At 70.1% G+C, this 23,205-nt stretch carries 21 protein-coding genes, 1 tRNA gene and 1 other RNA gene; 15 read left to right on the top strand and 8 right to left on the bottom strand.

Going from position 1 to position 23,205, the window contains the following annotated elements:
- Position 1: 1 nt before the first annotated feature.
- Positions 2-1,129, bottom strand: a complete 1,128-nt coding sequence (locus tag ACFYWL_RS03430) for a hypothetical protein (RefSeq protein WP_386966601.1) — start codon at positions 1,127-1,129, stop codon at positions 2-4.
- Between the two features lie 632 nt (positions 1,130-1,761).
- On the opposite strand from ACFYWL_RS03430, the gene ACFYWL_RS03425 reads away from it, so the two are divergent.
- Together ACFYWL_RS03425 and ACFYWL_RS03420 are read left to right on the top strand one after the other, a co-directional pair.
- Positions 1,762-2,808, top strand: a complete 1,047-nt coding sequence (locus ACFYWL_RS03425) for a ParA family protein (protein ID WP_386966598.1) — start codon at positions 1,762-1,764, stop codon at positions 2,806-2,808.
- 98 nt (positions 2,809-2,906) lie between these two features.
- A complete protein-coding gene (locus ACFYWL_RS03420; RefSeq protein ID WP_386966596.1) occupies positions 2,907-3,425 on the top strand; it encodes a HEPN domain-containing protein in 519 nt (172 codons plus the stop codon).
- On the opposite strand, the gene ACFYWL_RS03415 is transcribed toward ACFYWL_RS03420, so the two are convergent.
- Together ACFYWL_RS03415 and ACFYWL_RS03410 are read right to left on the bottom strand one after the other, a co-directional pair.
- A complete protein-coding gene (locus tag ACFYWL_RS03415) occupies positions 3,422-3,967 on the bottom strand; it encodes a cysteine hydrolase (RefSeq protein WP_386966594.1) in 546 nt (181 codons plus the stop codon). The two genes, ACFYWL_RS03420 and ACFYWL_RS03415, sit on opposite strands and share 4 nt — an antisense overlap.
- A 4-nt stretch (positions 3,968-3,971) precedes the next feature.
- Entirely contained in the window at positions 3,972-5,138 is a 1,167-nt protein-coding gene (locus tag ACFYWL_RS03410) for a hypothetical protein (protein WP_386966592.1), read from the bottom strand.
- Positions 5,139-5,799: 661 nt separating this feature from the next.
- Between ACFYWL_RS03410 and ACFYWL_RS03405 the strand changes: the two genes are divergently transcribed.
- From ACFYWL_RS03405 to ACFYWL_RS03395, 3 genes are read left to right on the top strand one after another with little or no spacing between them, the layout of a single operon-like run.
- The gene (locus ACFYWL_RS03405) at positions 5,800-6,114 is read left to right on the top strand and encodes a DivIVA domain-containing protein (protein ID WP_386966780.1); all 315 of its coding nucleotides are present in this window, start codon (positions 5,800-5,802) and stop codon (positions 6,112-6,114) included.
- Positions 6,111-7,310, top strand: coding sequence for a helix-turn-helix domain-containing protein (locus tag ACFYWL_RS03400; protein WP_386966589.1), 1,200 nt, complete (start codon positions 6,111-6,113; stop codon positions 7,308-7,310). The genes ACFYWL_RS03405 and ACFYWL_RS03400 overlap by 4 nt, the downstream gene beginning before the upstream one ends.
- The gene (locus ACFYWL_RS03395; protein ID WP_386966586.1) at positions 7,310-7,564 is read left to right on the top strand and encodes a hypothetical protein; all 255 of its coding nucleotides are present in this window, start codon (positions 7,310-7,312) and stop codon (positions 7,562-7,564) included. Before ACFYWL_RS03400 ends, ACFYWL_RS03395 begins: the two co-directional genes overlap by 1 nt.
- 89 nt (positions 7,565-7,653) lie before the next feature.
- Here ACFYWL_RS03395 and ACFYWL_RS03390 read toward each other — a convergent pair.
- Positions 7,654-7,738 (bottom strand) — tRNA-Ser (locus tag ACFYWL_RS03390).
- An 82-nt stretch (positions 7,739-7,820) separates the two neighbouring features.
- Here ACFYWL_RS03390 and ffs point away from each other — a divergent pair.
- The 9 genes from ffs (at position 7,821) to ACFYWL_RS03345 (ending at position 17,800) form a co-directional block, all read left to right on the top strand.
- Positions 7,821-7,910: signal recognition particle sRNA small type (ffs, locus tag ACFYWL_RS03385), an RNA gene on the top strand.
- Between the two features lie 120 nt (positions 7,911-8,030).
- Complete coding sequence (locus tag ACFYWL_RS03380; protein ID WP_386966584.1) at positions 8,031-10,604, top strand: DNA polymerase III subunit gamma and tau; 2,574 nt, start codon at positions 8,031-8,033, stop codon at positions 10,602-10,604.
- 110 nt (positions 10,605-10,714) lie between these two features.
- Positions 10,715-11,023 (top strand): YbaB/EbfC family nucleoid-associated protein, encoded by a 309-nt coding sequence (locus ACFYWL_RS03375; protein ID WP_043964883.1) that lies wholly within the window; start codon positions 10,715-10,717, stop codon positions 11,021-11,023.
- Between the two features lie 14 nt (positions 11,024-11,037).
- Entirely contained in the window at positions 11,038-11,631 is a 594-nt protein-coding gene (gene recR / locus ACFYWL_RS03370) for a recombination mediator RecR (protein ID WP_386966581.1), read from the top strand.
- Positions 11,632-11,867: 236 nt separating this feature from the next.
- A complete protein-coding gene (locus ACFYWL_RS03365) occupies positions 11,868-13,532 on the top strand; it encodes an ABC transporter substrate-binding protein (protein WP_386966579.1) in 1,665 nt (554 codons plus the stop codon).
- A gap of 78 nt (positions 13,533-13,610) precedes the next feature.
- Complete coding sequence (locus ACFYWL_RS03360; RefSeq protein WP_386966576.1) at positions 13,611-14,615, top strand: ABC transporter permease; 1,005 nt, start codon at positions 13,611-13,613, stop codon at positions 14,613-14,615.
- Positions 14,612-15,574 (top strand): ABC transporter permease, encoded by a 963-nt coding sequence (locus ACFYWL_RS03355; protein WP_386966574.1) that lies wholly within the window; start codon positions 14,612-14,614, stop codon positions 15,572-15,574. The genes ACFYWL_RS03360 and ACFYWL_RS03355 overlap by 4 nt, the downstream gene beginning before the upstream one ends.
- Before the next feature lie 70 nt (positions 15,575-15,644).
- On the top strand, positions 15,645-16,700 hold the full coding sequence (locus tag ACFYWL_RS03350) for an ABC transporter ATP-binding protein (RefSeq protein ID WP_386966571.1): 1,056 nt from the start codon (positions 15,645-15,647) through the stop codon (positions 16,698-16,700).
- Complete coding sequence (locus ACFYWL_RS03345) at positions 16,697-17,800, top strand: ABC transporter ATP-binding protein (protein ID WP_386966569.1); 1,104 nt, start codon at positions 16,697-16,699, stop codon at positions 17,798-17,800. The genes ACFYWL_RS03350 and ACFYWL_RS03345 overlap by 4 nt, the downstream gene beginning before the upstream one ends.
- A gap of 69 nt (positions 17,801-17,869) precedes the next feature.
- Here ACFYWL_RS03345 and ACFYWL_RS03340 read toward each other — a convergent pair whose 3' ends face one another.
- Together ACFYWL_RS03340 and ACFYWL_RS03335 are read right to left on the bottom strand one after the other, a co-directional pair.
- On the bottom strand, positions 17,870-18,268 hold the full coding sequence (locus ACFYWL_RS03340) for a hypothetical protein (RefSeq protein ID WP_386966566.1): 399 nt from the start codon (positions 18,266-18,268) through the stop codon (positions 17,870-17,872).
- On the bottom strand, positions 18,250-18,909 hold the full coding sequence (locus ACFYWL_RS03335) for an HNH endonuclease family protein (protein ID WP_386966564.1): 660 nt from the start codon (positions 18,907-18,909) through the stop codon (positions 18,250-18,252). The genes ACFYWL_RS03340 and ACFYWL_RS03335 overlap by 19 nt, the downstream gene beginning before the upstream one ends.
- Before the next feature lie 154 nt (positions 18,910-19,063).
- On the opposite strand from ACFYWL_RS03335, the gene ACFYWL_RS03330 reads away from it, so the two are divergent.
- Positions 19,064-20,458, top strand: a complete 1,395-nt coding sequence (locus tag ACFYWL_RS03330; RefSeq protein WP_386966777.1) for an MFS transporter — start codon at positions 19,064-19,066, stop codon at positions 20,456-20,458.
- 69 nt (positions 20,459-20,527) lie between these two features.
- Here ACFYWL_RS03330 and leuA read toward each other — a convergent pair whose 3' ends face one another.
- Together leuA and ACFYWL_RS03320 are read right to left on the bottom strand one after the other, a co-directional pair.
- Positions 20,528-22,282 carry a 2-isopropylmalate synthase gene (gene leuA, locus ACFYWL_RS03325; RefSeq protein ID WP_386966562.1) on the bottom strand — a complete coding sequence of 585 codons (1,755 nt, stop codon included), beginning with the start codon at positions 22,280-22,282 and terminating at the stop codon, positions 20,528-20,530.
- 354 nt (positions 22,283-22,636) lie between these two features.
- Entirely contained in the window at positions 22,637-23,197 is a 561-nt protein-coding gene (locus ACFYWL_RS03320; protein WP_386966559.1) for a nitroreductase family protein, read from the bottom strand.
- Positions 23,198-23,205 lie beyond the last annotated feature (8 nt).

Here is a 23,205-nt window from a genome sequence, read left to right as displayed (position 1 = left end):
GTCACTTCAGCGCGACCCCGTCGCCGGCGGCGGACACCGACGCGACGGTGGAGTTGCCCGCGTACGACCAGCGCCAGTAGCCGGCCGCGCTGGCGGTGGTGGTCGTCTTCAGGTTGCCGCTGGCGTCGGTGTAGACGGTCTTGACCGTGGTGTAGGTGTTGCTGCTCGACTTGCGGAACTGCAGCTTCACCGGCTGGTTCGCGTACCCCGCGAAGGTGGTGGCCGCGTCGGTGGTGGCCCGGGTCAGCTTGCCGGTCACGGTCAGCTTCCCGCCCTTGGCGACCGGCTCCGGGGAGGCGTCCACGGTCAGCTTGGCCACCTTGAGGAGGGTGACGCTGTCACCACCGGAGACCGAGGCGGCGGAGGTGCCGCTCCCGGCGTACGACCACCGCCAGGCCCCCGACGTGGTGGCCGTCGCGGTCGTCTTCAGCGTGCCGTCGCTGGCGGAGGTGACGGTCTTGACGGTGGACCAGGCGGTGGTGCCCGACTTCTGGAACTGGAGCCGCACCGGCTGCCCGCCGTAGCCGACGGCGGGTCGGTTGCCCGCGACGTCCCAGGCGTTCCAGTTGGGCTGGGTGAGCTTTCCGGTGACGGTCAGCGTGCCGTCCTTGCGGACCGGCTCGGGGGTGGCGTCCGCCGTCGCCAGCGTCGTCTGCTTCAGCAGCGGCACGTCGTGGGCGGGGTCGCTGTAGAGGAGGTACTGCCCGCCGTCGTAGACGTAGCCGAAGATGCGCAGCTGGACCTGCCGGCCGGCGGAGGCGTTGTCCAGGCTGTGCTGGTGGACGACGGCGGTGCCGGTGCAGGTCGACGTGGTGGCCGTGGTCTGCACGCACGTCATGTTCTGGCTCGCGGGGCCCTCCAGGAAGGTGAAGAAGTAGCCGCCGCCCACGCTCCGGAGCTGGGCGTCGATGGTCGCCACGCCGCCGGAGTCGTCGTAGATCTCGGTGACGACGGGCACGGTGACGGAGACGGCGTTGCTGGTGCCCAGCACGATCGGCTTGCCGTTGTTGATGGTGGTGCTGCGGATCCTGGTGTCGTGGTAGTCCGCGTGAGCGGGCGACGGCGCGAGCAGCAGACCACCGGCGACCGCCCCTGTGACGACCAGGGCGACGTTGCGTACGGATGTCAAGGATCCCCCATGGGTCAGGAACCGCGCCCGTGGCGCGGTGGCCGCATCCTGCCACACCGGGGACGGGGCCTGGCCAGCAGATCTTGGACGGTTGTCGTCCGGCGCTGACAGCAGGTGTCCAAGTTCTGGAGGCGCTCCCGAGCGGCAGCGCTGCGAAGCGGTCGCGGAGACGACTCAGGGCCGGTCCCCGTGGGGCCGGCCCTGTCGTCCGTGCTGCTCAGGTGAGCGGAGGATACGAGATTCGAACTCGTGAGGGTGTTAACCCAACACGCTTTCCAAGTGTGCTACCTAGCGTTCAACCAGGGCTGTAGCCGTACTGGGCCGCAGCGCTTGCTTGGGATGGACCACGGCTGGATGCTCTTGAATGTGGACGAACGAGACGACAACTGAGACGGCTCTCTCCCACTCTTTCGGGCCTGTGACCAGCCGTTCAGCCCAACCCAAGGCCACCCCTGGCCTGGCATCATCACGAGGCGATACAGCTACTGGCGAACGAGACCGTACGCCGGCGAACTAGACCAGAACCGGGACTAGCGAGGCCCCCGACGGGGCGGAGCTTGCGGTGCGCAGCCGATCGCGGCCCCTACAATGGGAGGAGCCTCTAACCGCTCAAGTTACCGAAGGTAGGCCAAGTGTCACAGATTGCGCTCTTCAATCACAAAGGTGGTGTTAGTAAAACAACAACTGTCTTCAATCTTGGCTGGATGCTCGCAGAGCAGGGGCACCGCGTGCTCATGGTGGATTCCGATCCACAATGCAACCTTACCGGAATGGTTTTGGGCTTTCGGGGGGCCGACGAGCTTGAGTCTTTCTATGCCCAGCAGGGCGGCAACACTATCAGGTCAGGGCTAACTCCCGCTTTCGAGGCTCAACCACGCGCAATCGAAGCCGTGCAGGCCGTAGAGGTGCCCGGACGCCCAGGCCTGCATCTAATGGCCGGAGACCTTCGACTCTCGGAATACGAGGTCACTTTGGGGATTGCCCAGGAGCTATCAGCCGCGATTCAGGCATTGCAGAACCTGCCAGGCAGCTTGGCCTTCCTCATCAAGAAGACGGCTGAGAGTGTTAATGCAGACTACGTGCTTGTAGATATGAGCCCTGGTCTAGGTCCAATCAATCAAAACCTAGTAATGACTAGCGACTATTTAATCTTGCCTACATCGCCCGACGTCTTCTCTGTTATGGCAATTGACTCGCTCTCGCGTGTTCTCCCGAGGTGGAAAGCCTGGGCCGAACAAGCAAGCGCGATGCCTGTCCTCCGCGACGCGGCCTACCCCTTCCCTGCCCCCAACCTGAGGATTCTTGGCACTGTCGTTCAAAAGTTCCGGCCGCGCAAAGGCCTGCCGGCAAGCGCATTCCAGCGATGGATTGACGAAACGGCCGAGGCGGTGCGTACCCGCTTAACGCCAGCCCTCGCCAGCGCAGGTATGCTGTTGCCGAAAGAAGCGTACAGCACCAACGGCGTTGATAGCAGCTTGAATCTGGCCCTGATTGCGGACTTCAACAGCTTGATCTCGCGATCTCAAGAATACGTTACGCCAGTATTCGCACTCACGGCGGAACAATTGCGTGCCGTCGGGACGGTTCTCGAGAATGCCCAGGAGTCACGAGACTCTTTTCATGCACAGTTCAGCTCCTTGGCCGAACGTGTCGTGAGAATGACCGCTCAGGCTGACTGAATATGGCCGCAATTGAAATCTCAACGTTCGAGCGTAACCTACAGTATGCATACGACCTGGCGGCTACTGCGACTGCATTATCAGCGAGGGTCACCTCGGTGGTAAACACCGACGATCTTTTGCGTTTTGCGCTCGTGCAGGGAGTTAGCGCCTTCGATCACTTCGTGCACGAAGAAGTCCGCACCCGAATGTTGATGATTCAAGGTGGAGATCTCCCGGCCTGTCCCGGATTCTACCGGTTCCGCGTTTCGCTCAGCTCCGTAGGGAAGGCAGTCTCAACGGGAGGAGCGGCATGGCTAGAAGCGGAAATCCGGGAACAACACTCGTACTTGAGCTTCCAGCAGCCAGACAAGGTTGCAGATGCTTTCAGGCTAGTTACTGACATTTCCTTATGGAGAGAAATATCTACACAGCTGCAAAGGCAGCCCGAAGACGTCAAGAGGCAGCTAAAGCTGATTGTTGATAGACGAAACAAAATTGCGCATGAATCAGACACTGATCCCACACCGCCACGGACGCGCTACTCAATTAGTCTAACCATGGTCAATAACAGCTTGGATTTCCTAAAAGACGTCGTAAGCGCGCTTGATGCAATTTTGGAATCTACCCATCCTTAGATGCGGAGAAGTGTGGCAGGAATGTCCGCCAGTTCGATCACCTGCTTCGGCCCGATGAAGCGTCGCGCGACTAGAAGGCCAGCCATGTGGGCGTTGGGCCCGGCATGGCTGGCTGATGCATCAGCAATCAGCCATGGCGTCAGATTGCGCTCGAAAGCGTCCACGGCACCCTTAAGGACGCAGCTTTCCGTGGCGATTCCGCAGAAGTAGAACTCATTCCACCCGCGACCGCTGAACAGCTCTTCGCCCTCTGGAGTGAAGGGGCTGTAGATCTTCTTGTCGAGAACGGTACCCTGATCCAGGTAGGGCGCCAGATCCGGGACGATCTCGGTCTCAGGCGCTGATTGGAGTCGCGTCCAGCCAAAGAAGCGCTCAAACGGGCTATCCGCATAATTTATGTAGCGAGTGAAAAGGGTGTCCCTGCCAGCGGCCTGCCAGCGTCGAACAAGATCTACAACGATCGGAACGACATGCGCTGACTGTTCTTGAACGAATCCATTTTGCATGTCGGTCACCACCAGGACCGGTCGGGCCGCCGTCATTTCCTCAACCTCGATCTCTGTCGCAGAGGGTTTCGATGGCTTGTTCTAGTGCTGGCATAAGATCGCTTGTTCTCAAGATGGCCCGACGCATTGCTTGATGTTGCCCTGTCTCTCGTGGCCGAGAAGTCGTCAACCGGGAACGGGCTCCTCGGAGGTACCGCCAACCGTACTCTGGTGGCACGTCTGGATCCGAGCCCTGCTCGATCTGACGGGTGATTGCATCGGTGAACGCCCACATGGACTGAACCGCCAATTCACAGGCGACAAGCTCGGACTCTGTCAGAGAGCGCTCCGGTGCGATCGGTTGGTACACGACGCCGGACCATGAAGCGTATCCGGACGAAATGCCGCGTACGCCAAAGGATTCGATGCCCCCGTGGTCGTACGCCTCCGAGAGTAGCGACTGCTCGATCAGTTCGGCGTGGGCCAGGTGCTCATCGTCCATCGGGCGGTCACGGTGTAGCAGCACCGAGGGAGTTGCCATGATCCGCAGCGCTGGCTCGACCAGCTCAGCCGGCCAGGCTGGCTCGGTCAGCCAGTGAGCCCCGAAGACGTACAGCGCGGTCTCATCGACGCCGGGCACGAAGTGGGCGAGGTAGTCAGCCGCCCACTTGATGTTGTCGCCGTACGAAACCTTCCGCCAGAACGCGAGAGACGCGATGGTCGACAACTGCATGGTCTCGACCAGGTGGAAGACGACCACCCCGCATGGCCACACGTAGAGGGTGCATTCGCCTTCCGGGTGCTCGACGGGAGCGGAGTGGCAGGTAGACCACTGATCTTCGGCCGGGACGCATCCGGCGCTGTCCTGCATCAGGGCAGCGCCCTCAGCGCCGACGAACGCCGGCACGAACTTGTGCGACCGTACGGAGAAGTACGGACGATCCTCCGTGCCGTTGGTCAGCTCCCCGAACAGGTCGTGCGGCTTCGCGTCGTACGCGAGGCAGTAGAGCTGCCGGTAGATCGCGTCGGTGACGGCCACCCGCCCCGTCTCGTGCCGGTACATCGCCTTCTCGATGGCCTCGACGGTCGGCGTCTCCCGGATCCCGTGCTGTAGGCCGAGGCGGTGCAGCTCCCGCGCGGCGCGCTTCCGTGACTCCCAACCGGCGGCCTTGCGCCGGTTGACCAGTACGAGATTGGGCTTGTACTGCCGAGGAACCTCAGTGGACATGCCCCGTGTCCTCCGTGTCCGTGCGTAGGACCTGCCAGGATGCCCTATTTGCGGGCAGTCTCGTTGGTGGGCGAGGAAGGTGTCGCCACAGGCCGGAACCGGGGACTGGAGGCACCGGATGGTCCAAGCTAACTGGCGGGGGTGCCTCGACGTGGCCTCTCGGCCTGCCACTTCCGGATGGTCTGCGGCTGCCACGCCGGTGACCGCCCGAACATCCGATCGGGCGCGGGAGCCTGCCCCCGCGATACGTAGGACGCCCAGGTTGCGCGGCTGATCGGGGCACCTACCGAAGCCAGGTAGGCCCGTACGTGGTCGGTGGTCCACCAATCGGTGGGCAGGTCAGCGGCGGTCATCGGTAGGAAAGCCTACGCGGTTCGAGACTTGCGCGAATACAACGTCAGGCTGTATCTTGCGAATACAGCTTAACGCTGTATTCGACCTGAACGGCTCGGGAGAGGGAACGAGGCGGTCGCCGGACCGGCTCGCCTGTTTCTCTCCCCGTCAAGCCCAGACCGGCGGACAGCACCCAAGAGCACCGTCCGCTGCCGTGCCGCGTTCCCCCTGCGGTGCGGCTAGCGGGTCCGTCCCGGGAGACCCGAGCCCCGGGGCGGACCCGCTCTCATCCCTGGCGCACGTCGAAAGGCAGGTTCCCGTGAAAGACCTGGTCGAGCGACTCTTCGGCCGGCGTCCCGCCCGGCATCGGCGGGCCGACGGCGTTCCCTACCGGTCCCGGCGCTGCCTGCCGCTGCACCCGGCGCAGGTGCGTGACCGCAGGTTCCGGCGCACCCGCTTCGGTCGACGTGGTCTGGACCCCGGAGACGTGCGACGTTTCCTCGACCGAGTCGCCCTGGAACTCGCCGACGCCCAGCAGGCCGCCGAGCGGGCCCGTCAGGAGACCGCACACATCAAGGACGCGCTGCGGCGGTGGCAGTCCGAGCAAACCCGGATCCGCGACCGCTACGCCCTGCACCGGTGAACGTCGCCGAACTGCCGATCGGGCGGCGGGTGGCGCACTGGCGGGTCCGGCGACGCATGACGCAGCAGATATTGGCCGACCGGCTCGGCAGGTCCAAGAGTTGGGTCGACAAGGTCGAGCGAGGCGTAAGGGCCTTGGACCGGCTCTCGGTCATCCGGGAGGTCGCCGAGGCGCTCCGCGTCGAGCCGGCGGTGCTGCTCGGTCGGTCCCTGCCGCTTCCCACCGAAGGCGACACGGCCGAGAGTCAGGCCGACGCGATCCGGGCGGCGCTCGCCCGCTACGACTTCACCCAGCGCGGGCACAGCCCTGGACCAGTGACGCCGGTCGCGGAGTTGAGTCGACGGGTGGGACATGCCTGGTTGACCTACCAACACGCCCACCACCCCCAACTGCTGCGGATACTGCCGGGCCTCCTCGGTGACGCGCAGCGCACCCACACCGCGCAGCCGACGCACACGGTGGACCTGCTGGTGCAGGTCTACCGGGTCGCCTCGTCGGTGCTGGTCAAGCTCGGGCAGGCCGACATCGCCTGGCTGGCCGCCGATCGGGCGGTGGCGGTGGCCGCCGATGATCCGCTGCTCGCCGCCGTCGCCGCGATCCCCCTGGCCCAGTCGTTACGGGCTTTCCGTGGGGATCGGATGGCGATGGCGGTGGCGCTTGCCGCCGCCCACTCGATCACAACTCCGAACCCGGACGAGACTCCGCCGGGGGAGCTGTCGGTGCTCGGGACGCTACTGCTTGAGGCGGCGTTGGCTGCGGCCAGCCGTGGTGACCCGTGCGGCGTCCACGAACTCACCGACCAGGCAGCCGAGGTCGCCGAACTCGTCGGCGACGGTCACGACCACCACTGGACGTGCTTCGGCCCTGCTGCCGTCGAGCTGGCCCGGGTCGCTGCGGCGGTGGACCTCGGCGATGCCGCAGACGCGATCACCCGGCACGAGAAGATCACCCGCTGGGACCAGTGGCCACGTCTGCCGGCCGAACGTCGCGCCACACACCTGATCGACGCCGCGCAGGCGTACCTCCAGGTCGGCGACCTGGCCGCCGCCGGCCGCAGCCTGGTCGACGCCGATCGGATCGCGCCGGCCGAGACCCGATCACGGCCGGCAGTTCGTACGGTCATCGCCGCCGCGGCGCGGGGCGGACCCGCCACGGCCGGTGTCGCTCGCCTGGCCAGCATCCTGGGGGTTACCTGATGAGCCGTCGTTTCCTGATCCAGTTGCCGGTGGTGGCCGACGACCTGGACATCGCCGCGCGGGTCGCTCGGGTCATCGCGCGCTCGCTGAGCTTCCACCGCCTGGTCGAGTGCGACGAGGTCACCGTCGTCGCTACCGATGACGATCCGGCGGTATCACACGCCGCCTTCTGCCCGCGACACCTCCCCACCGGCTGTCGCTGCCTGCTGCGGCCCGACCACGACGGACCCTGCTCCCGACGACTGCCCCGGTGAGCGGGAATTGGCCGGAGCGGATGCGTTGTGGAGACGACTCAGGGCCGTCCCCGTGGGGCCGGCCCTGTCGTTCGCGCTGCTCAAGCGAGCGGAGGATACGAGATTCGAACTCGTGAGGGTGTTAACCCAACACGCTTTCCAAGCGTGCGCCCTAGGCCTCTAGGCGAATCCTCCGTGGGACAGGATACAGGTCCCCCGCGCCCCGGCCACCCCACCACCCCCCGAAGATCGACCGGGCGTCGGGTAGGGTGGGTGTCACCTCCCGTGCGGCGGTATCTCGTGAACCTCCCCAGGGCCGGAAGGCAGCAAGGATAAGCGAGCTCTGCCGGGTGCACGGGAGGCCTTTCTGTCTCCGGGCACCGGTAGCGTACGCCGCAGGCCAGAGCGCCGGCCAGGGCACGGGGTGGTGGGTGGTCACCCGCGCCCGACCGGCGCAGAATGGCTCGGTCGAGAGGAGGCGGGACGGGTGACACTGGCGCTCTACCGCAAGTACCGGCCGCGCACCTTCGCCGAGGTCATCGGCCAGGAGCACGTCACCGAGCCGCTGTCGCAGGCGCTGCGCAGCGGCCGGCTCAACCACGCGTACCTCTTCTCCGGGCCGCGCGGCTGCGGCAAGACCTCCAGCGCCCGCATCCTGGCCCGCTCCCTCAACTGCGAGCAGGGGCCGACGCCGGAGCCGTGCGGGCAGTGTGACTCGTGCCGCTCGCTGGCCACCGACGGGTCGGGCTCGATCGACGTCATCGAGATCGACGCGGCCAGCCACGGCGGCGTCGACGACGCCCGCGAGCTGCGCGAGAAGGCGTTCTTCGCGCCGGCCCGCAGCCGGTTCAAGATCTACGTCATCGACGAGGCGCACATGGTCTCGTCGGCCGGCTTCAACGCCCTGCTCAAGCTGGTCGAGGAGCCCCCGGAGTACGTCAAGTTCATCTTCGCCACCACCGAGCCGGAGAAGGTCCTCGGCACGATCAAGTCGCGGACCCACCACTACCCGTTCCGGCTGATCCCGCCGAAGACGCTCCGCCCCTACCTGGAGCAGCTCACCGAGGCCGAAGGCGTGACGGTCGACCCGGCGGTCTTCCCGCTGGTGGTGCGCGCGGGCGGCGGCAGCGCCCGGGACAGCCTCTCCGTGCTCGACCAGCTCATCGCGGGCGCGGGCCCGGAGGGGGTCACCTATGCCCGGGCCGCCGCGCTGCTCGGCGTGACCGACTCGGGGCTGCTCGACGAGATGTGCGACGCCCTCGCGGCCGGCGACGGCGCGGCGGCGTACGCGACCGTGGACCGGGTGGCCGAGGCCGGGCACGACGCGCGCCGCTTCGCCTCCGACCTGCTGGAGCGGCTGCGCGACCTGATCGTCCTCCAGCAGGTGCCCGACGCCGCCGCGAAGGGCCTGATCGACGGCCCGGCCGACCAGATCGAGCGGATGACCGCCCAGGCGCAGCGGCTTGGCGCGGCGACCCTCTCCCGGTGCGCCGACATCGTGCACGACGGCCTGGTGGCCATGCGCGGCACGACCGCGCCCCGGCTGCTGCTGGAGCTGATCTGCGCCCGCATGCTGCTGCCCGGCGCGGACGACTCCACCGGCGGCCTGCTCCAGCGCCTGGAGCGGATGGAGCGCCGGCTCACCCTGGGTGCCGTGGAGCCGCCGCCGGCCGCCGCCGGCTCCGCGCCGGTGGCCACCGCCCCGGCGGTACGCCCCGAGCAGCCCACCCCGCCTGCGGCGGCTGCCGCGCACGCCGCGCCGGCTGCGGCGTCCGCCGCCCCGGCGACCGCCCCTGCCCCGTCGGCCGCCCCGCCGCCCGTGGCCGCTGCGGCGGCGGCTCCGGTGTCCGCGGGCCCCGCCTCGGCCGCTCCCGCCCCGGCCGCGCCCCGGCGGGAGGTCCCGCCGGAGGCGGTCATGCCCGACCCGGCGACCCCCGCCCCGCCCCGCCCCGGCGCGGCTGCGGCGGGCCCCCTGGACGCCGTCGCGGTGCGCCGGGTCTGGCCGGACATCGTCGCGAAGGTCAATCGGATCAAGAAGCCGGCCGCCGCGCTGATGCGCGACGCGGTGGTCCGCGACGTGGACGGCGAGACCCTGGTGCTGACCGTCAAGTCTCCGGTGCTCGCGCAGATGATGGGCAACCACACGTCGGTGCTGGCCGAGGCGCTCTACGAGGAGTTCGGCGGGCGCTGGCAGGTGCGCTGCGAGGTGGCCGGCGAGCGGGGCGGCGCGTCGCCGGGCGGCGCGTCGCCGGGCGGCGCGTCGCCGGGCGGCTCCCGGGGGTCCGCCCCCGCCCCGCCCCGCCCCGCGCCGGCCCCCGCACCCGCCACGAACGCCCGCCCGTCGACCGGTGCCGCGTCCGGCCCCGCCGGAGGCGGCGGTGTCGCCCCGGCCGGCGGTGCCGCTGGCGCTGACGAGGAGTGGCCCGAGCCGGCCCGCCCCGGCGGGGCGACCGCCGCTCCCGCCGCGAGTGCACCGACCGGCGACGACTGGCCGGAGCCGGCCCGCCCGGGCGGCTTCGCCGCCGCGCCGCCGTCCGGCGGGCCCGCCCCGGCCGGCGCCGCGCATGCCGCCCCCCCGGCGACATCGCCCAACGGCGCTGCGGGCAATGGCACCGCCAACGGCGCTGCGGGCAACGGCACCGCCCCGACGACGCCGGCCAACGGTGCCGCCGCGCGTGGTGCCGCCCCCGCCGCGCCGGCCAACGGCACCGCCGCTCCGGGCGGCAGGGCTCCCGCTGCCGGCAGCGGGCTCGCCGCCGCGCGGGCTGCGGCGGCCGGCCGGGGCGCGCGTACCCAGAACGGGGCCCGCAAGACCGCGGACGCCGACTGGGCGGGCGAGCCGCCCTACGACCCGGACTACGACGGGCCGGTGCGCGGCGGTGGCCGCCCGGGCCCGGCGGCGTCGGCCGCCCCGACCTACGAGGGCTTCGACCCGGGCGACGAGCCGCTCGACGAGGTGATCGACGAGCGGACGGCCCGGCAGTCCAGCGAGGAGCAGGCGGTGCAGCTGCTCCGGGAGGCGTTGGGCGCGGAGAAGATCGACGAGGTGGACGCCCGCTGACGCGGGCGTCGCCCGTGCCAGGCGACAGTCCGCGCCCCGGTTAGGCTGGGCGCGGCCGAGCAGACGAGTGCGAGAAGGAGCCATCCGTGCGCCCAGGTGGACAGCCGAACATGCAGCAGATGCTGAAGCAGGCGCAGAAGATGCAGCAGCAGATCGCCAAGGCCCAGGCGGAGCTGGCCGAGGCCGAGCTGACCGGCACCGCCGGTGGCGGCCTGGTCGCCGTGACGGTCTCCGGCTCCGGCGACGTCAAGAGCATCAAGATCGACCCGAAGGCGGTCGACCCGGAGGACGTGGAGACGCTGGAGGACCTGGTGGTCGCGGCGCTGCACAACGCCGCCGAGGCCGCCCGGGCGCTCACGGAGCAGAAGATGGGCCCGGTCGCGGGCGGGATGGGCGGCCTCGGCCTGCCCGGCTTCTGAGCCGGCCGACGCAGATGTACGAAGGTGCCATCCAGGACCTGATCGACGAGCTGGGCCGGCTGCCGGGCGTGGGCCCGAAGAGCGCGCAGCGGATCGCCTTCCACGTCCTGTCGGCGGACCCGGCCGACATCAACCGGCTGGCCGGCGCGCTGCGCAAGGTCAAGGACCTGGTGCGCTTCTGCACCACCTGCTACAACGTCGCCGAGTCCGAGCAGTGCCGGATCTGCCGCGACCCGCGCCGCGGCGACGAGGTGCTCTGCGTGGTCGAGGAGCCCAAGGACGTGGTGGCGATCGAGCGCACGGGTGAGTTCCGGGGGCGCTACCACGTGCTCGGCGGCGCGATCAACCCGCTGGAGGGGATCGGGCCGGACAACCTGCGCATCCGCGAGCTGATGACCCGGCTGGGCGGCGGCGCGGTGCGCGAGCTGATCCTGGCCACCGACCCGAACACCGAGGGCGAGGCGACGGCGACGTACCTGGCGCTGATGGTCAAGCCGATGGGCATCTCGGTGACCCGGCTGGCCAGCGGCCTGCCGGTGGGCGGCGACCTGGAGTACGCCGACGAGATCACCCTCGGCCGCGCGTTCGAGGGGCGTCGGGCGGTCTGACACCAGGTGCCCTCAGGGGCAGGGGCGACGTAACAGTTTGGCATCGCGGTTTCGGATCGTTCGGCGAAACCCGCTGTTTGCCTTAGATTCTTCGGTCGCGCAGCGGCTGGGACACGATCCGATACCAACCCGTGCCGGGCCAGTTTCGGGGCGGTCCGAACGGGAGCTAAGGTCACGCCCATCGGTGACCCCTGTCACCACGTTGTCCGTACCCCCAAGGACGAGGTGAAGCACCCATGCGTGCACCCAGGCCGAAGGTCGCTGTCGCGGCCGTCGCGGTCGCGGCCCTCGCGGTAGCAGGCTGCGCCGAGAGCAACCGCGATGACAACTCCGGCGGTAGCAAGAAGGACACGATGGTCTTCGGCGTGGCCGGCGACCCGAAGGTCCTCGACCCCAGCTTCGCCAGCGACGGCGAGTCGCTGCGCGTGGCGCGCCAGGTCTTCGAGACCCTGGTCCGGCCGGAGGAGGGTGGCACCAAGGTCACCCCGGGGCTGGCCGAGTCCTGGACCCCGGACGCCGCCGGCACCACGTGGACGTTCAAGCTGCGTTCCGGCGTGAAGTTCCACGACGGCACCGACTTCAACGCCGAGGCCGTCTGCGCCAACTTCGACCGTTGGTACAACGCGAAGGGTCTCATGCAGAGCCCCGACGTGACCGCGTACTGGCAGGACGTCATGGGCGGCTTCGCCAAGAACGAGGACCCGGAGCTGCCGCCGAGCCTCTTCAAGTCCTGCACCGCCAAGGACGCCACCACCGTGGACCTGGCGTTCACCCGGGTCTCCAGCAAGATCCCGGCCGCGCTGATGCTGCCCTCGTTCTCGATCCACAGCCCGAAGGCGCTCCAGCAGTATGACGCCAGCAACGTCGGCGGCACCGCCGAGGACATCAAGTACCCGTCGTACGCGACGGAGCACCCGACCGGCACCGGCCCGTTCAAGTTCAAGTCCTGGGACGTCGCCAACAAGACGCTCACCATCGAGCGCAACGACGACTACTACGGCGCCAAGGCCAAGCTGAAGACCCTCATCTTCAAGACCATCTCCGACGAGAACGCGCGCAAGCAGGCGCTGCGTTCCGGCGACATCCAGGGGTACGACCTGGTCGGCCCGGCCGACGTCGAGCCGCTGAAGACCGAGGGCTTCAACGTCCTCACCCGCCCGGCGTTCAACGTCCTCTACCTGGCCATCAACCAGAAGGGCAACCCGAAGCTCGCCGACCTCAAGGTCCGCCAGGCGATCGCGCACGCGCTCAACCGGCAGGCGCTTGTCGACTCGAAGCTGCCCCCGGGCGCGAAGGTCGCGCTGAACTTCATGCCCGACACCGTCGAGGGCTTCAACGGCGACGTCACCAAGTACGACTACAACCCGGAGAAGGCCAAGGCGCTGCTGGCCGAGGCCGGCGCGTCGAACCTGACGCTGAAGTTCCACTACCCGACCGAGGTCACCCGGCCGTACATGCCGAACCCGAAGGACATCTTCGAGCTGCTCTCGGCGGACCTGAAGGCGGTCGGCATCAACGTCGAGGCCATCCCGCTGAAGTGGAGCCCCGACTACCTGAACGCCACCACCTCCGGCAGCAAGCACGACCTGCACTTCCTCGGCTGGACCGGTGACTACGGCGACGCCTACAACTTCATCGGCACCTTCTTCGACCGGCCGAAGGACGAGTGGGGCTTCACCAACGCCCAGCTCTTCGCCCAGTTCAAGGACGCGGACACCACCGCCGACCAGGCGGCCCGGGTGGAGAAGTACAAGGCCCTCAACAAGGCGATCATGGACCTGCTGCCGGGTGTGCCGATCTCGCACTCGCCGCCGGCGATCGTGTTCGGCAAGGACGTGACCGGGATCAAGGCGAGCCCGCTCACCGACGAGCGGTACGCCACCGCCGAGTTCAAGTCCTGACCTGACGCAAGGACCACGGGCGGGCGCCGTTACCCACGGCGCCCGCCCGCAGCCCTCCGTACCCCTTTCGAGGCCGCCGTGTTCCGGTTCATCGTCAGACGCCTGCTCCAGCTGATACCGACGCTGTTCGGGCTCTCCCTCCTGCTGTTCATCTGGCTCCGGCGGCTGCCCGGCGGCCCCGAGACCGCCATCCTCGGCGAACGCGGCACCCCGGAGATGCGCGCCGCCATCCGCCGCAACCTCGGCCTCGACGAGCCGATCCTGATCCAGTACGGCCGGTTCGTCCGGCGACTGATCAAACTGGACCTGGGCACCTCGACCTCCACCAAGCGCCCGGTCGTCACCGAGTTCTTCGAGCGGTTCCCCGGCACCGTCGAGCTGACCGTGATGGCCATGGTCATCGCTATCGGCATCGGCATCCCGCTGGGCTACCTGGCGGCCCGCCGCCGGGGCCGGCTGTTCGACCACCTGTCGGTCGGCGGCTCGCTGATCGGCATCTGCATCCCGGTGTTCTTCCTCGCGTACGTGCTCAAGGCCCTCTTCTCGGAGAACCTCGGCTGGTTCCCGTCCAGCGGCCGGCAGGACCCGACCCTCGGGGCGACCCGGATCACCAACTTCTTCGTCCTCGACGGGCTGTTGACCCGGGAGTGGGACGCCGCCGCCGACGCGCTCTGGCACCTGGTGCTGCCGGGCCTCGCGCTGGCGAGCATCCCCCTGGCGATCATCGTCCGGATCACCCGGGCCAGCGTGCTGGAGGTGCTCAACGAGGACTTCGTCCGCACCGCCGAGGCCAAGGGCCTCACCGAGTCGACGGTCCGCCGCCGGCACGTGCTGCGCAACGCCATGCTCCCCGTGGTCACCTCGATCGGCCTGCTCACCGGCGGCCTGCTCTCCGGCGCGGTGCTGACCGAGACCGTCTTCGCCTTCAGCGGCATCGGGGCGTTCGTCGCCGAGGCGATCAGCCAGCGCGACTATCCCGTGCTGATGGGCTTCATCCTGATCATCGCGGTGGTGTACGTGCTGGTGAACCTCCTCGTGGACCTCTCCTACAGCGTGATCGACCCGAGGGTGAGGGTGCGATGACGATCAGCACCGGCAAGAAGCGCGAGAAGATCGACCGGCTCGCCGAGCTGGCCGCCCGCGACGACGAGCGCGGCGTGAGCCTCTGGCGGGAGGCGTTCCGTCGGCTGCGGCGCAACCCCGCCGCGATCGTCGGCGCGGTCATCCTGGCCGTGTTCCTGCTGATCGCGATCGTCGGCCCGTTCCTCGTGCCGTACCCGGCGGACGCCCAGCTCTGGAAGGGCGAGATCCGGGACAACATCGGCTACTTCCCGGGGCCCCGGGCCGACAACTGGTTCGGCGTCGACCACATCGGCCGCGACGAGTTCAGCCGGATGATCGTCGGCGCCCGGCAGACCCTGCTCGTCGGCGTGGTCTCCACGCTGATCGGCCTGGCCGTCGGGTCGCTCATCGGCGGCATCGCAGGGGCCAGCGCCGGCCTCGGCGGCAGGTGGGGCCGGGCCGTCGACAACGCCCTGATGCGCTTCGTCGACATGCTGCTGGCCATGCCGAGCCTGCTGCTGGCGATCAGCATCGCCGCGCTGCTCGGGGCCGGCCTCACCACCGTCATGATCGCGGTGGGCGTGGTCTCCGTGCCGGTCTTCGCCCGGCTGCTGCGCGGGTCGATGATCTCCCAGTCCAACAGCGACTACGTGCTCGCCGCGACGTCGCTGGGCGTGCGGAAGCCGAAGATCGCGCTGACCCACGTGGTGCCCAACTCGCTCGCCCCGGTCATCGTCCAGGCGACGCTGACCCTGGCCACCGCGATCATCGAGGCCGCCGCGCTGTCGTTCCTGGGCCTGGGCAACAACGACGCGTCCATCCCCGAGTGGGGCGTGATGCTCGCCGACGCGCAGCGCTACCTCGACGCCGCGCCCCGGCTCGCCATCCTGCCCGCCCTCGCCATCATCGTCACCGCGCTCGGCTTCACCCTGCTCGGCGAGGCGATGCGCGAGGCCCTCGACCCGAAGCTGCGGAAGTAGGTCGGCCTGACATGTGTGAAGCGCGAGGAGTGAGCTTGCGAGCCCCGCAGTCGCGAACGGAAGGCCGATAATGGCACTGCTCGAAGTGGACGACCTCTCCGTCACCTTCGCCCGGCGCGGCCAGCGCACCGTGCACGCCGTCGACGGGGTCTCCTTCTCCGTCGACGCGGGCGAGGTGGTCGGCCTCGTCGGCGAGTCCGGCTGCGGCAAGAGCGTCACCTCGCTGGCGATCATGGGTCTGCTGCCGAAGCAGCCCGGCCTGCGGGTCGGCGGCAAGGCCGTCTTCGACGGCACGGACCTGCTCCAGCTCGACGACCGGGCCCGGCGCGACATCCGGGGCCGGGACGTCGCCATGATCTTCCAGGACCCGCTCTCCTCGCTGAACCCGGTGATCCCGATCGGGCTCCAGGTGACCGAGGTGCTCACCCGGCACCGGGGGATGAAGGGCGAGGCGGCCCAGAAGGAGGCCGCCGACCTGCTCGACCGGGTCGGCATCCCCGACCCGCGCCGCAGGCTCAAGGAATACCCGCACCAGCTCTCCGGCGGCATGCGGCAGCGCGCCCTGATCGCCATGGCGGTGGCCTGCCGGCCCCGGCTGCTCATCGCCGACGAGCCGACGACCGCGCTCGACGTCACCATCCAGGCGCAGATCCTGGAACTGCTCAAGGAACTGGTGCGGGACTCCGGCACCGCGCTCGTGATGATCACCCACGACCTCGGGGTGGTCGCCGGCATGTGCGACACGATCAACGTGCTGTACGCCGGCCGGGTGGTGGAGACGGCCCGCCGCCGCCCGCTGTTCCGCGAGCCGCGGCACCCGTACACCGTGGGGTTGCTCGGGTCGGTGCCGCGCCTGGACGCCGGGCGCGGCGAACGGCTCAACCCCATCCCCGGCTCCGTGCGGGACGTGCTGGCCTGGCCGGACGGCTGCGCCTTCGCCCCGCGCTGCACCCGCCGCGTCGACGAGTGCGTGGATGCGCCGCCGGAGCTGACGCTGACCTACGACGGCCGCAGCTACCGGTGCGTCAACCCGGCCCCGGTCCCCGGCACGCTGCCCCCGGCGGCGACCGGCGCCGGCGCGACCGGCGGCCCGGTGCCCGCACCGCGCGAGGAGGAGAAGCCGTGACCGAGAGCGACATCCTCGTCGAGGTGCGCGACCTGAAGGTGCACTTCCCGATCAAGCGGGGGCTGATCCTCGACCGGGTCGTCGGCCACGTCAAGGCCGTCGACGGCGTCGACCTGAGCATCCCGCGCGGCAAGACGTACGGGCTGGTCGGCGAGTCCGGCTGCGGCAAGTCCACGCTCGGCCGGGCGCTGCTCCAGCTCACCCCGCCCACCGGCGGCGAGGTCCGCTTCGACGGCGTCGAGCTGACCACCCTTTCGGCGGGGAAGCTGCGCGGCATGCGCCGCCGGATGCAGATGATCTTCCAGGATCCGATGTCGAGCCTCGACCCCCGGCAGAACGTCGAGTCGATCCTGACCGAGGGGCTACAGACCCACGGCATCGGCACCGACCGGGACGACCGGCGGCGGATCATCGGCGAGACCCTCGACGCCGTCGGGCTGCCCCGGTGGGCGCTGTCCCGCTATCCGCACGAGTTCTCCGGCGGCCAGCGGCAGCGCATCGGCATCGCCCGGGCCCTCGTGCTCGGCCCCGAGCTGATCGTCGCCGACGAGCCGGTCTCCGCCCTGGACGTCTCCATCCAGGCCCAGGTGGTGAACCTGCTCGACGAGCTCCAGGACGACCTCGGCCTGACGTACCTGGTGATCGCGCACGACCTCGCCGTGGTCAAGCACATCTCCGACGTCGTCGGCGTCATGTACCTGGGCGCGCTGGTCGAGGAGGCGCCGAGCGACCGGCTCTACAGCGAGCCGCTGCACCCGTACACGCGGGCGCTCATGTCGGCGGTGCCCGTGCCGGACCCGGACGTGGAGGACCGGCGGGAACGCATCCTGCTCGCCGGTGACCTGCCCTCGCCGGCCAACCCGCCGTCGGGCTGCCGGTTCCACACCCGCTGCCCGTGGGCCCAGCCGACCCGCTGCGCCGACGAGCGGCCGGCGCTGCGGGAGATCGGCGGCAGCCGGGTCGCCTGCCACTTCGCGGAGCGGATCGCCAGCGGCGAACTGCGCCCGCACAAGGTGAGCGCCCAGCTCGTCCGGCCCGAGGGCGAGGGCGAGGACCCGGCGGTCGTCTCGGCCCCCACCGAACCAGGCTCCTACGTCTGAGGTGCAAGGAAGGGCCCCCTGTTAACGCTTTCTGTATAGCAGGGGGCCCTTTTTAACGACTGCGGCCGGTTAGCCCTCCGGGCGGTCGAGCAGGCCGACGGCGATCGTGTGTACGGCGTCCAGCCCGGCCGGGTCGGCCAGCGGGGCCCGCCCGCCGGTGACGGCGTACCACTCGTCGGCCTCCCGGTACTGCACGCGCAGGGCAACCTGGCCGTCCGCGTACTCGGTGCGCAGGGTCAGCTCGCCGGTCACCACGCCGACCTCGTCGGTCATCACGCCGCCCGGGCCCGGCACGATGTCGGCCGTGCGGCTCGCCGCCCCGCTCCCGGCAGCGCCCGCGTCCGGCTGCGGGGCAGTGCCCGCGTCCGGCCCCGGGGAAGCGCTCGCGTTCGGCTGCGGGGCGGCGCCCGCGTCCGGCTGCGGGGCCGGTGCCGCCCCGGCCTCCCCCGTCACGGCTTGCTCGCCCATGTGCAGCCCCCCAACATGTCGGACAGGGCGGCCTTCTCGGCACTGGTCACCGTCAGCCGCCAGTAGTGCTTGACCGTCACCCAGTCCTCGGCGTACTGGCACCAGTACGACCGGTTCGCCGGCTTCCACTGCGACGGATCCTGGTCACCCTTGGACCGGTTGGAGGAGGCGGACACGGCGATGAGCTGCGGTCTCGTGAGATCGTTGGCGAAGTCGCCCCGCTTGGCGTCGTCCCACTCGTCGGCACCCGAGCGCCACGCGTTGGCCAGCGGGACCGTGTGGTCGATGTCCACGTCGGAGGGGTCGGTGAACGTCCGCCCGTCGTACACGCTCTCCCAGCGGCCCGCGACCACGTTGCAGCCGGAGAACCGGATGTCCTTGCCGTCCCGTTTCAGCACGCTGTCGCGTACGTCGCAGTTCTTGCCGGTGTCCCGCCAGTGCGGGAAGCGGTTGCGGCTGTAGCCCTTCATGGACGCGGCGCTGGCCACGGTGAGCTGGTCGAGCATCTGCCCGACGTTGCCTCCGCCGCTGCTCGGCGCGGCCTCCGGCTCGTCGACCACCTCGCAGCCGGCGGTCGCGACGGCCAGCGCCACGGCAAGCGCGGCGACCACGGCCGCGCGACGTCCTGATCTGGTACGCACAGACGACACCTCTCCAGCTTGCGGGCTCCCGGCGATTGCGCACAGTACCCCGGCACCGTTTCCATGATTCGTGGCGTCCGGCAAATCGGCCGGAGGAACACTGGTACCCGTGACCGCACCCACACCGCCCCACGCGCCCGCGCCCGCGCTCCGGATGGGCACCCCCGCCGGCCGGGGCACCCTGCTCGCCGCCATCCTCGCCTCCGGCATGGTGTTCCTGGACAGCACGGTGGTCAACGTCGCGCTGCCCCGCCTCGGCGCGGACCTCGGCGCGACCGTGGCCGGTCTCCAGTGGACCCTCAACGGCTACCTGTTGATGCTGGCCGCGTTCGTGCTGCTCGGCGGCGCGCTCGGCGACCGCTTCGGGCGGCGGCGGGTCTTCCTCCTCGGGGTGGTCTGGTTCGCCGTCGCCTCCGCGCTGTGCGGCCTGGCCCAGGGCACCGGCTGGCTGATCGCGGCCCGGTTCCTCCAGGGCGCCGGGGGCGCGCTGCTCACCCCCGGCTCGCTGTCGGTGCTCCAGGCCAGCTTCCACCCCGACGACCGGGGCCGGGCCATCGGCACCTGGTCCGGGCTGGCCGGGGTCTCCACCGCGCTCGGCCCGTTCGTCGGCGGCTGGCTGATCGACGCCCTGTCCTGGCGGTGGATCTTCTTCATCAACCTGCCGCTGGCCGTGCCGGTGGTGCTCGCCGCGCTGCGCTGGGCGCCGGAGAGCCGCGACGTCGACGCCTCCCGTACCGGATCGGGCCGGCGACGGTTCGACGTGGCCGGCGCGCTGCTCGGCGCGCTCGGCCTCGGTGGCGTGACGTACGCCCTGATCGACGCACCGGCCCGCGGGGTGACCTCGCTGCCGGTGCTGGCGTCGGTGCTGGTCGGCGTGCTCGCCGCCGTGGCGTTCGTGCTGCTGGAACGCCGCCGGGGGGACGCCGCGATGCTGCCGACCGGCCTGTTCACCAGCCGGCTCTTCTCGGTGCTGAACGTCTTCACGGTGGTGGTGTACGCGGCGCTCGGCGGGTTCACGTTCTTCCTCGCCGTCTACCTGCAGAACGTCGTCGGCTGGTCGGCCATGCTCACCGGGCTGGCCACCGTGCCGATGACGGTGCTGCTGCTGGTCGGCTCGTCGCGGGCCGGCGCGCTGTCGGCCCGGATCGGCCCCCGCCTGCCGCTGACCATCGGGCCGGTCGTGGCCGCGCTCGGCCTGCTGCTGCTGCGCGGGGTGCGGCCGGGCGCGTCGTACTGGACGGACGTGTTGCCCGGGGTGGCCCTCTTCGGCCTCGGCCTCACCCTCGTGGTGGCCCCGCTGACCGCCTCGGTGCTGGCCGCCGTCGCGGACCGGTTCGCCGGGGTGGCAAGCGGGTTCAACAACGCCGCGTCCCGGGCCGGCGGCCTGCTCGCGGTGGCCGCGTTGCCGCTGCTGGTCGGGCTGAGCGGCACCGGGTACGAGCACGCTGCGGCCCTGACCGACGCGTTCCGGGGGGCGATGCTCTGGTGCGCGGGCGGGCTGCTGGCGGGCGCGGCGATGGCCGGCCTGCTGATCCATCGCCCCCGGTGAGCGGCAGCGCTCGTTAAGAAGGGCCCCCTGCTATGCAGAAAGCGTTAACAGGGGGCCCTTCCTTGCACCTCAGGCGCGGGCGCGGTTGACGGCGCTGGTGACCGCCTTCACGGAGGCGGTGACGATGTTCGCGTCGACCCCGACGCCCCACACGGTGCGACCGTCCACCTCGCACTCGACGTACGCGGCGGCCTGCGCGTCGCCGCCGGAGGAGAGCGCGTGCTCGTGGTAGTCGAGCACCCGTACCGCCACGCCCACCGCCTCCAGCGCGTTGACGTACGCGTCGATGGGGCCGTTGCCGACGGCGGTCAGCGGCCGGGCGTCCGCCCCGCCGACGCCGACCCGGGCCTCGATCTCGACCTTGCCGTCGACGGTGCCGATGGCGTAGCCGGCCAGCGTCAGCGCCGGGTCGCTCTGGTGGTCGACCAGGTAGTGCCCGGCGAAGATGTCCCACATGGTGCCGGGGTCGACCTCGCCGCCGCCGTGGTCGGTGACCTGCTGGACCACGCCGGAGAACTCGATCTGCAGGCGGCGGGGCAGGTCGAGCTGGTGCTCGCTCTTCATGATGTACGCGACGCCGCCCTTGCCGGACTGCGAGTTGACCCGGATGACGGCCTCGTAGGTGCGGCCCAGGTCCTTCGGGTCGACCGGCAGGTAGGGCACGGCCCAGGCGAAGTCGTCGACCGGCACCCCGGCCGCCGCCGCGTCGGCGTGCAGGGCGTCGAAGCCCTTCTTGATGGCGTCCTGGTGGGAGCCGGAGAAGGCGGTGTAGACCAGGTCGCCCGCGTACGGGTGGCGCTCGTGCACCGGGAGCTGGTTGCAGTATTCGACGGCCCGCTTGACCTCGTCGATGTTCGAGAAGTCGATCATCGGGTCGATGCCCTGGGAGAACAGGTTGAGCCCCAGCGTCACCAGGTCGACGTTGCCGGTGCGCTCGCCGTTGCCGAACAGGCAGCCCTCGATGCGGTCCGCGCCGGCCAGCAGGCCCAGCTCGGCGGCGGCCACGCCGGTGCCCCGGTCGTTGTGCGGGTGCAGGCTGAGCACCAGGCTGTCGCGGCGGGGCAGGCGGCGGTGCATCCACTCGATCGAGTCGGCGTACACGTTGGGGGTGGCCATCTCGACGGTCGCCGGCAGGTTGATGATCAGCTTGCGGTCCGGGGTCGGGTCGATCACGTCGATCACCGCCGAGCAGACCTGGAGCGCGTACTCCAGCTCGGTGCCCGTGTACGACTCCGGGGAGTACTCGTAGTAGATCTCCGTGTCGGGGGTGTGGATCTCCGCGTACTTCTGGCAGAGGCGCGCGCCGCTGGTGGCGATGTCGGTGATGCCGGCGCGGTCCAGGCCGAAGACCACCCGACGCTGGAGCGTGGAGGTCGAGTTGTAGAAGTGCACGATCGCCCGCTTCGCGCCGCGCAGCGACTCGAACGTCCGGTCGATCAGGTGCTCCCGGCACTGGGTGAGCACCTGGATGGTCACGTCGTCGGGGATCAGGTCCTGCTCGATGAGCTGCCGGACGAAGTCGTAGTCGGTCTGGCTGGCCGACGGGAAGCCGACCTCGATCTCCTTGTAGCCCATCTGCACCAGCAGCTGGAACATCCGGCGCTTGCGCTCGGGGGACATCGGGTCGATCAGGGCCTGGTTGCCGTCGCGCAGGTCCACGGCGCACCAGCGGGGCGCGGCCTCGACGTGCCGGGTCGGCCAGGTGCGGTCGGGCAGGTCGATCCGGAACTGCTGCTGGTAGGGCTGGTAGCGGTGGTACGGCATCCGGCTGGGGCGCTGCCGGGCGAAGGGATCAGCGTCGGTGTCGGTGTCGGGTTGAGCCATGGCGGAGTGTTCCCCCTGAGTCAGGTGGCGTCAGCAATCGGAAGGCCGGCGACGGTGCGGCAGCGGCGGTTGGGCCGGTGCGGCGACGGTGCCGGGGCCGGCGCGGGGCGCCGACGGGAGGTTCGGATCTGCTGGACGGCGCGCTTCGACTCCGCGACGAGGTGCCGGCCGGTCAGGCCCCGTCGCGGCGACCAAGGAGAAGGTACGCCCGCCACATGACAGAGTGACCCTACGTGATGGGACGGGGGGTGGGAAGGCCGGTCCGCAGATTGAGACGGCCGTCGCAGCAGGCGTGCATTCCTGCTGCTCGAAGGCGACGCCACCCGGGCCGCGGCGACCGGTGCCCGTCCCAGCTCAGCGCAGCAGCAGGTCGGCCACGGGTCGACGCCGGCGCAGGCCGGTCTCCTGCTCGCGCAGTGCGGCGGGCAGGCTGGACGGGTCGCCGAGCCGGCCCACCGCCACCACCACCAGCGGGCGGACGCCGGCCGGCAGGTCCAGGTCGGCGGCGAGCCCGGCGCGGTCGAAGCCGGCGAGCTGGCGCACGTAGAGCCCGAGCGCGGTGGCCTGCACGGTCAGGTGGGCCACCGCCTGCCCCAGGTCGTACGCCGTGCCGGTGACGGCCTCGCGGGCGCCGGTGACGGCCTCGTCGGCGGCGGTGAGGTGGGCGCCGAGCAGCAGGGCGGCGGCGTGCCGGGCCCACGGCTGGTCGTCGGAGGGGAGGTTGACCAGGATGCGCTTCCAGGTCTCGTCGTCCCGATGGCCGAGGGCGAACCGCCAGGGCTGGCCGTTGCCCGCCGAGGGCGCCCAGCGGGCCGCCTCCAGCAGCGAGGCCGCCTCGTCGGCGGTCAGCGTGGCGGCGGGGTCGAACGCCCGGGGACTCCAGCGGAACGCGAGCAGCGGGGTCAGGTCAGCCATGGGGAAAA

Source organism: Micromonospora sp. NPDC002575 (assembly GCF_042889525.1).
Classification (GTDB): domain Bacteria; phylum Actinomycetota; class Actinomycetes; order Mycobacteriales; family Micromonosporaceae; genus Micromonospora; species Micromonospora carbonacea.
Note: the sequence above shows the minus strand (reverse complement) of the source record. Positions and strands in the feature narration are given on the sequence as shown.

Excerpts from the sequence above, each read along its gene's own strand:
- ACFYWL_RS03320 (WP_386966559.1), bottom strand. The coding sequence starts at position 23,197 with ATGGCTGACCTGACCCCGCTGCTCGCGTTCCGCTGGAGTCCCCGGGCG.
- ACFYWL_RS03330 (WP_386966777.1), top strand. The coding sequence starts at position 19,064 with ATGGGCACCCCCGCCGGCCGGGGCACCCTGCTCGCCGCCATCCTCGCC.
- ACFYWL_RS03395 (WP_386966586.1), top strand. The coding sequence starts at position 7,310 with ATGAGCCGTCGTTTCCTGATCCAGTTGCCGGTGGTGGCCGACGACCTG.
- ACFYWL_RS03410 (WP_386966592.1), bottom strand. The coding sequence starts at position 5,138 with ATGTCCACTGAGGTTCCTCGGCAGTACAAGCCCAATCTCGTACTGGTC.
- ACFYWL_RS03340 (WP_386966566.1), bottom strand. The coding sequence starts at position 18,268 with ATGGGCGAGCAAGCCGTGACGGGGGAGGCCGGGGCGGCACCGGCCCCG.
- ACFYWL_RS03375 (WP_043964883.1), top strand. The coding sequence starts at position 10,715 with ATGCAGCAGATGCTGAAGCAGGCGCAGAAGATGCAGCAGCAGATCGCC.
- ACFYWL_RS03365 (WP_386966579.1), top strand. The coding sequence starts at position 11,868 with ATGCGTGCACCCAGGCCGAAGGTCGCTGTCGCGGCCGTCGCGGTCGCG.
- leuA (WP_386966562.1), bottom strand. The coding sequence starts at position 22,282 with ATGGCTCAACCCGACACCGACACCGACGCTGATCCCTTCGCCCGGCAG.
- ACFYWL_RS03350 (WP_386966571.1), top strand. The coding sequence starts at position 15,645 with ATGGCACTGCTCGAAGTGGACGACCTCTCCGTCACCTTCGCCCGGCGC.
- recR (WP_386966581.1), top strand. The coding sequence starts at position 11,038 with ATGTACGAAGGTGCCATCCAGGACCTGATCGACGAGCTGGGCCGGCTG.
- ACFYWL_RS03355 (WP_386966574.1), top strand. The coding sequence starts at position 14,612 with ATGACGATCAGCACCGGCAAGAAGCGCGAGAAGATCGACCGGCTCGCC.
- ACFYWL_RS03415 (WP_386966594.1), bottom strand. The coding sequence starts at position 3,967 with ATGACGGCGGCCCGACCGGTCCTGGTGGTGACCGACATGCAAAATGGA.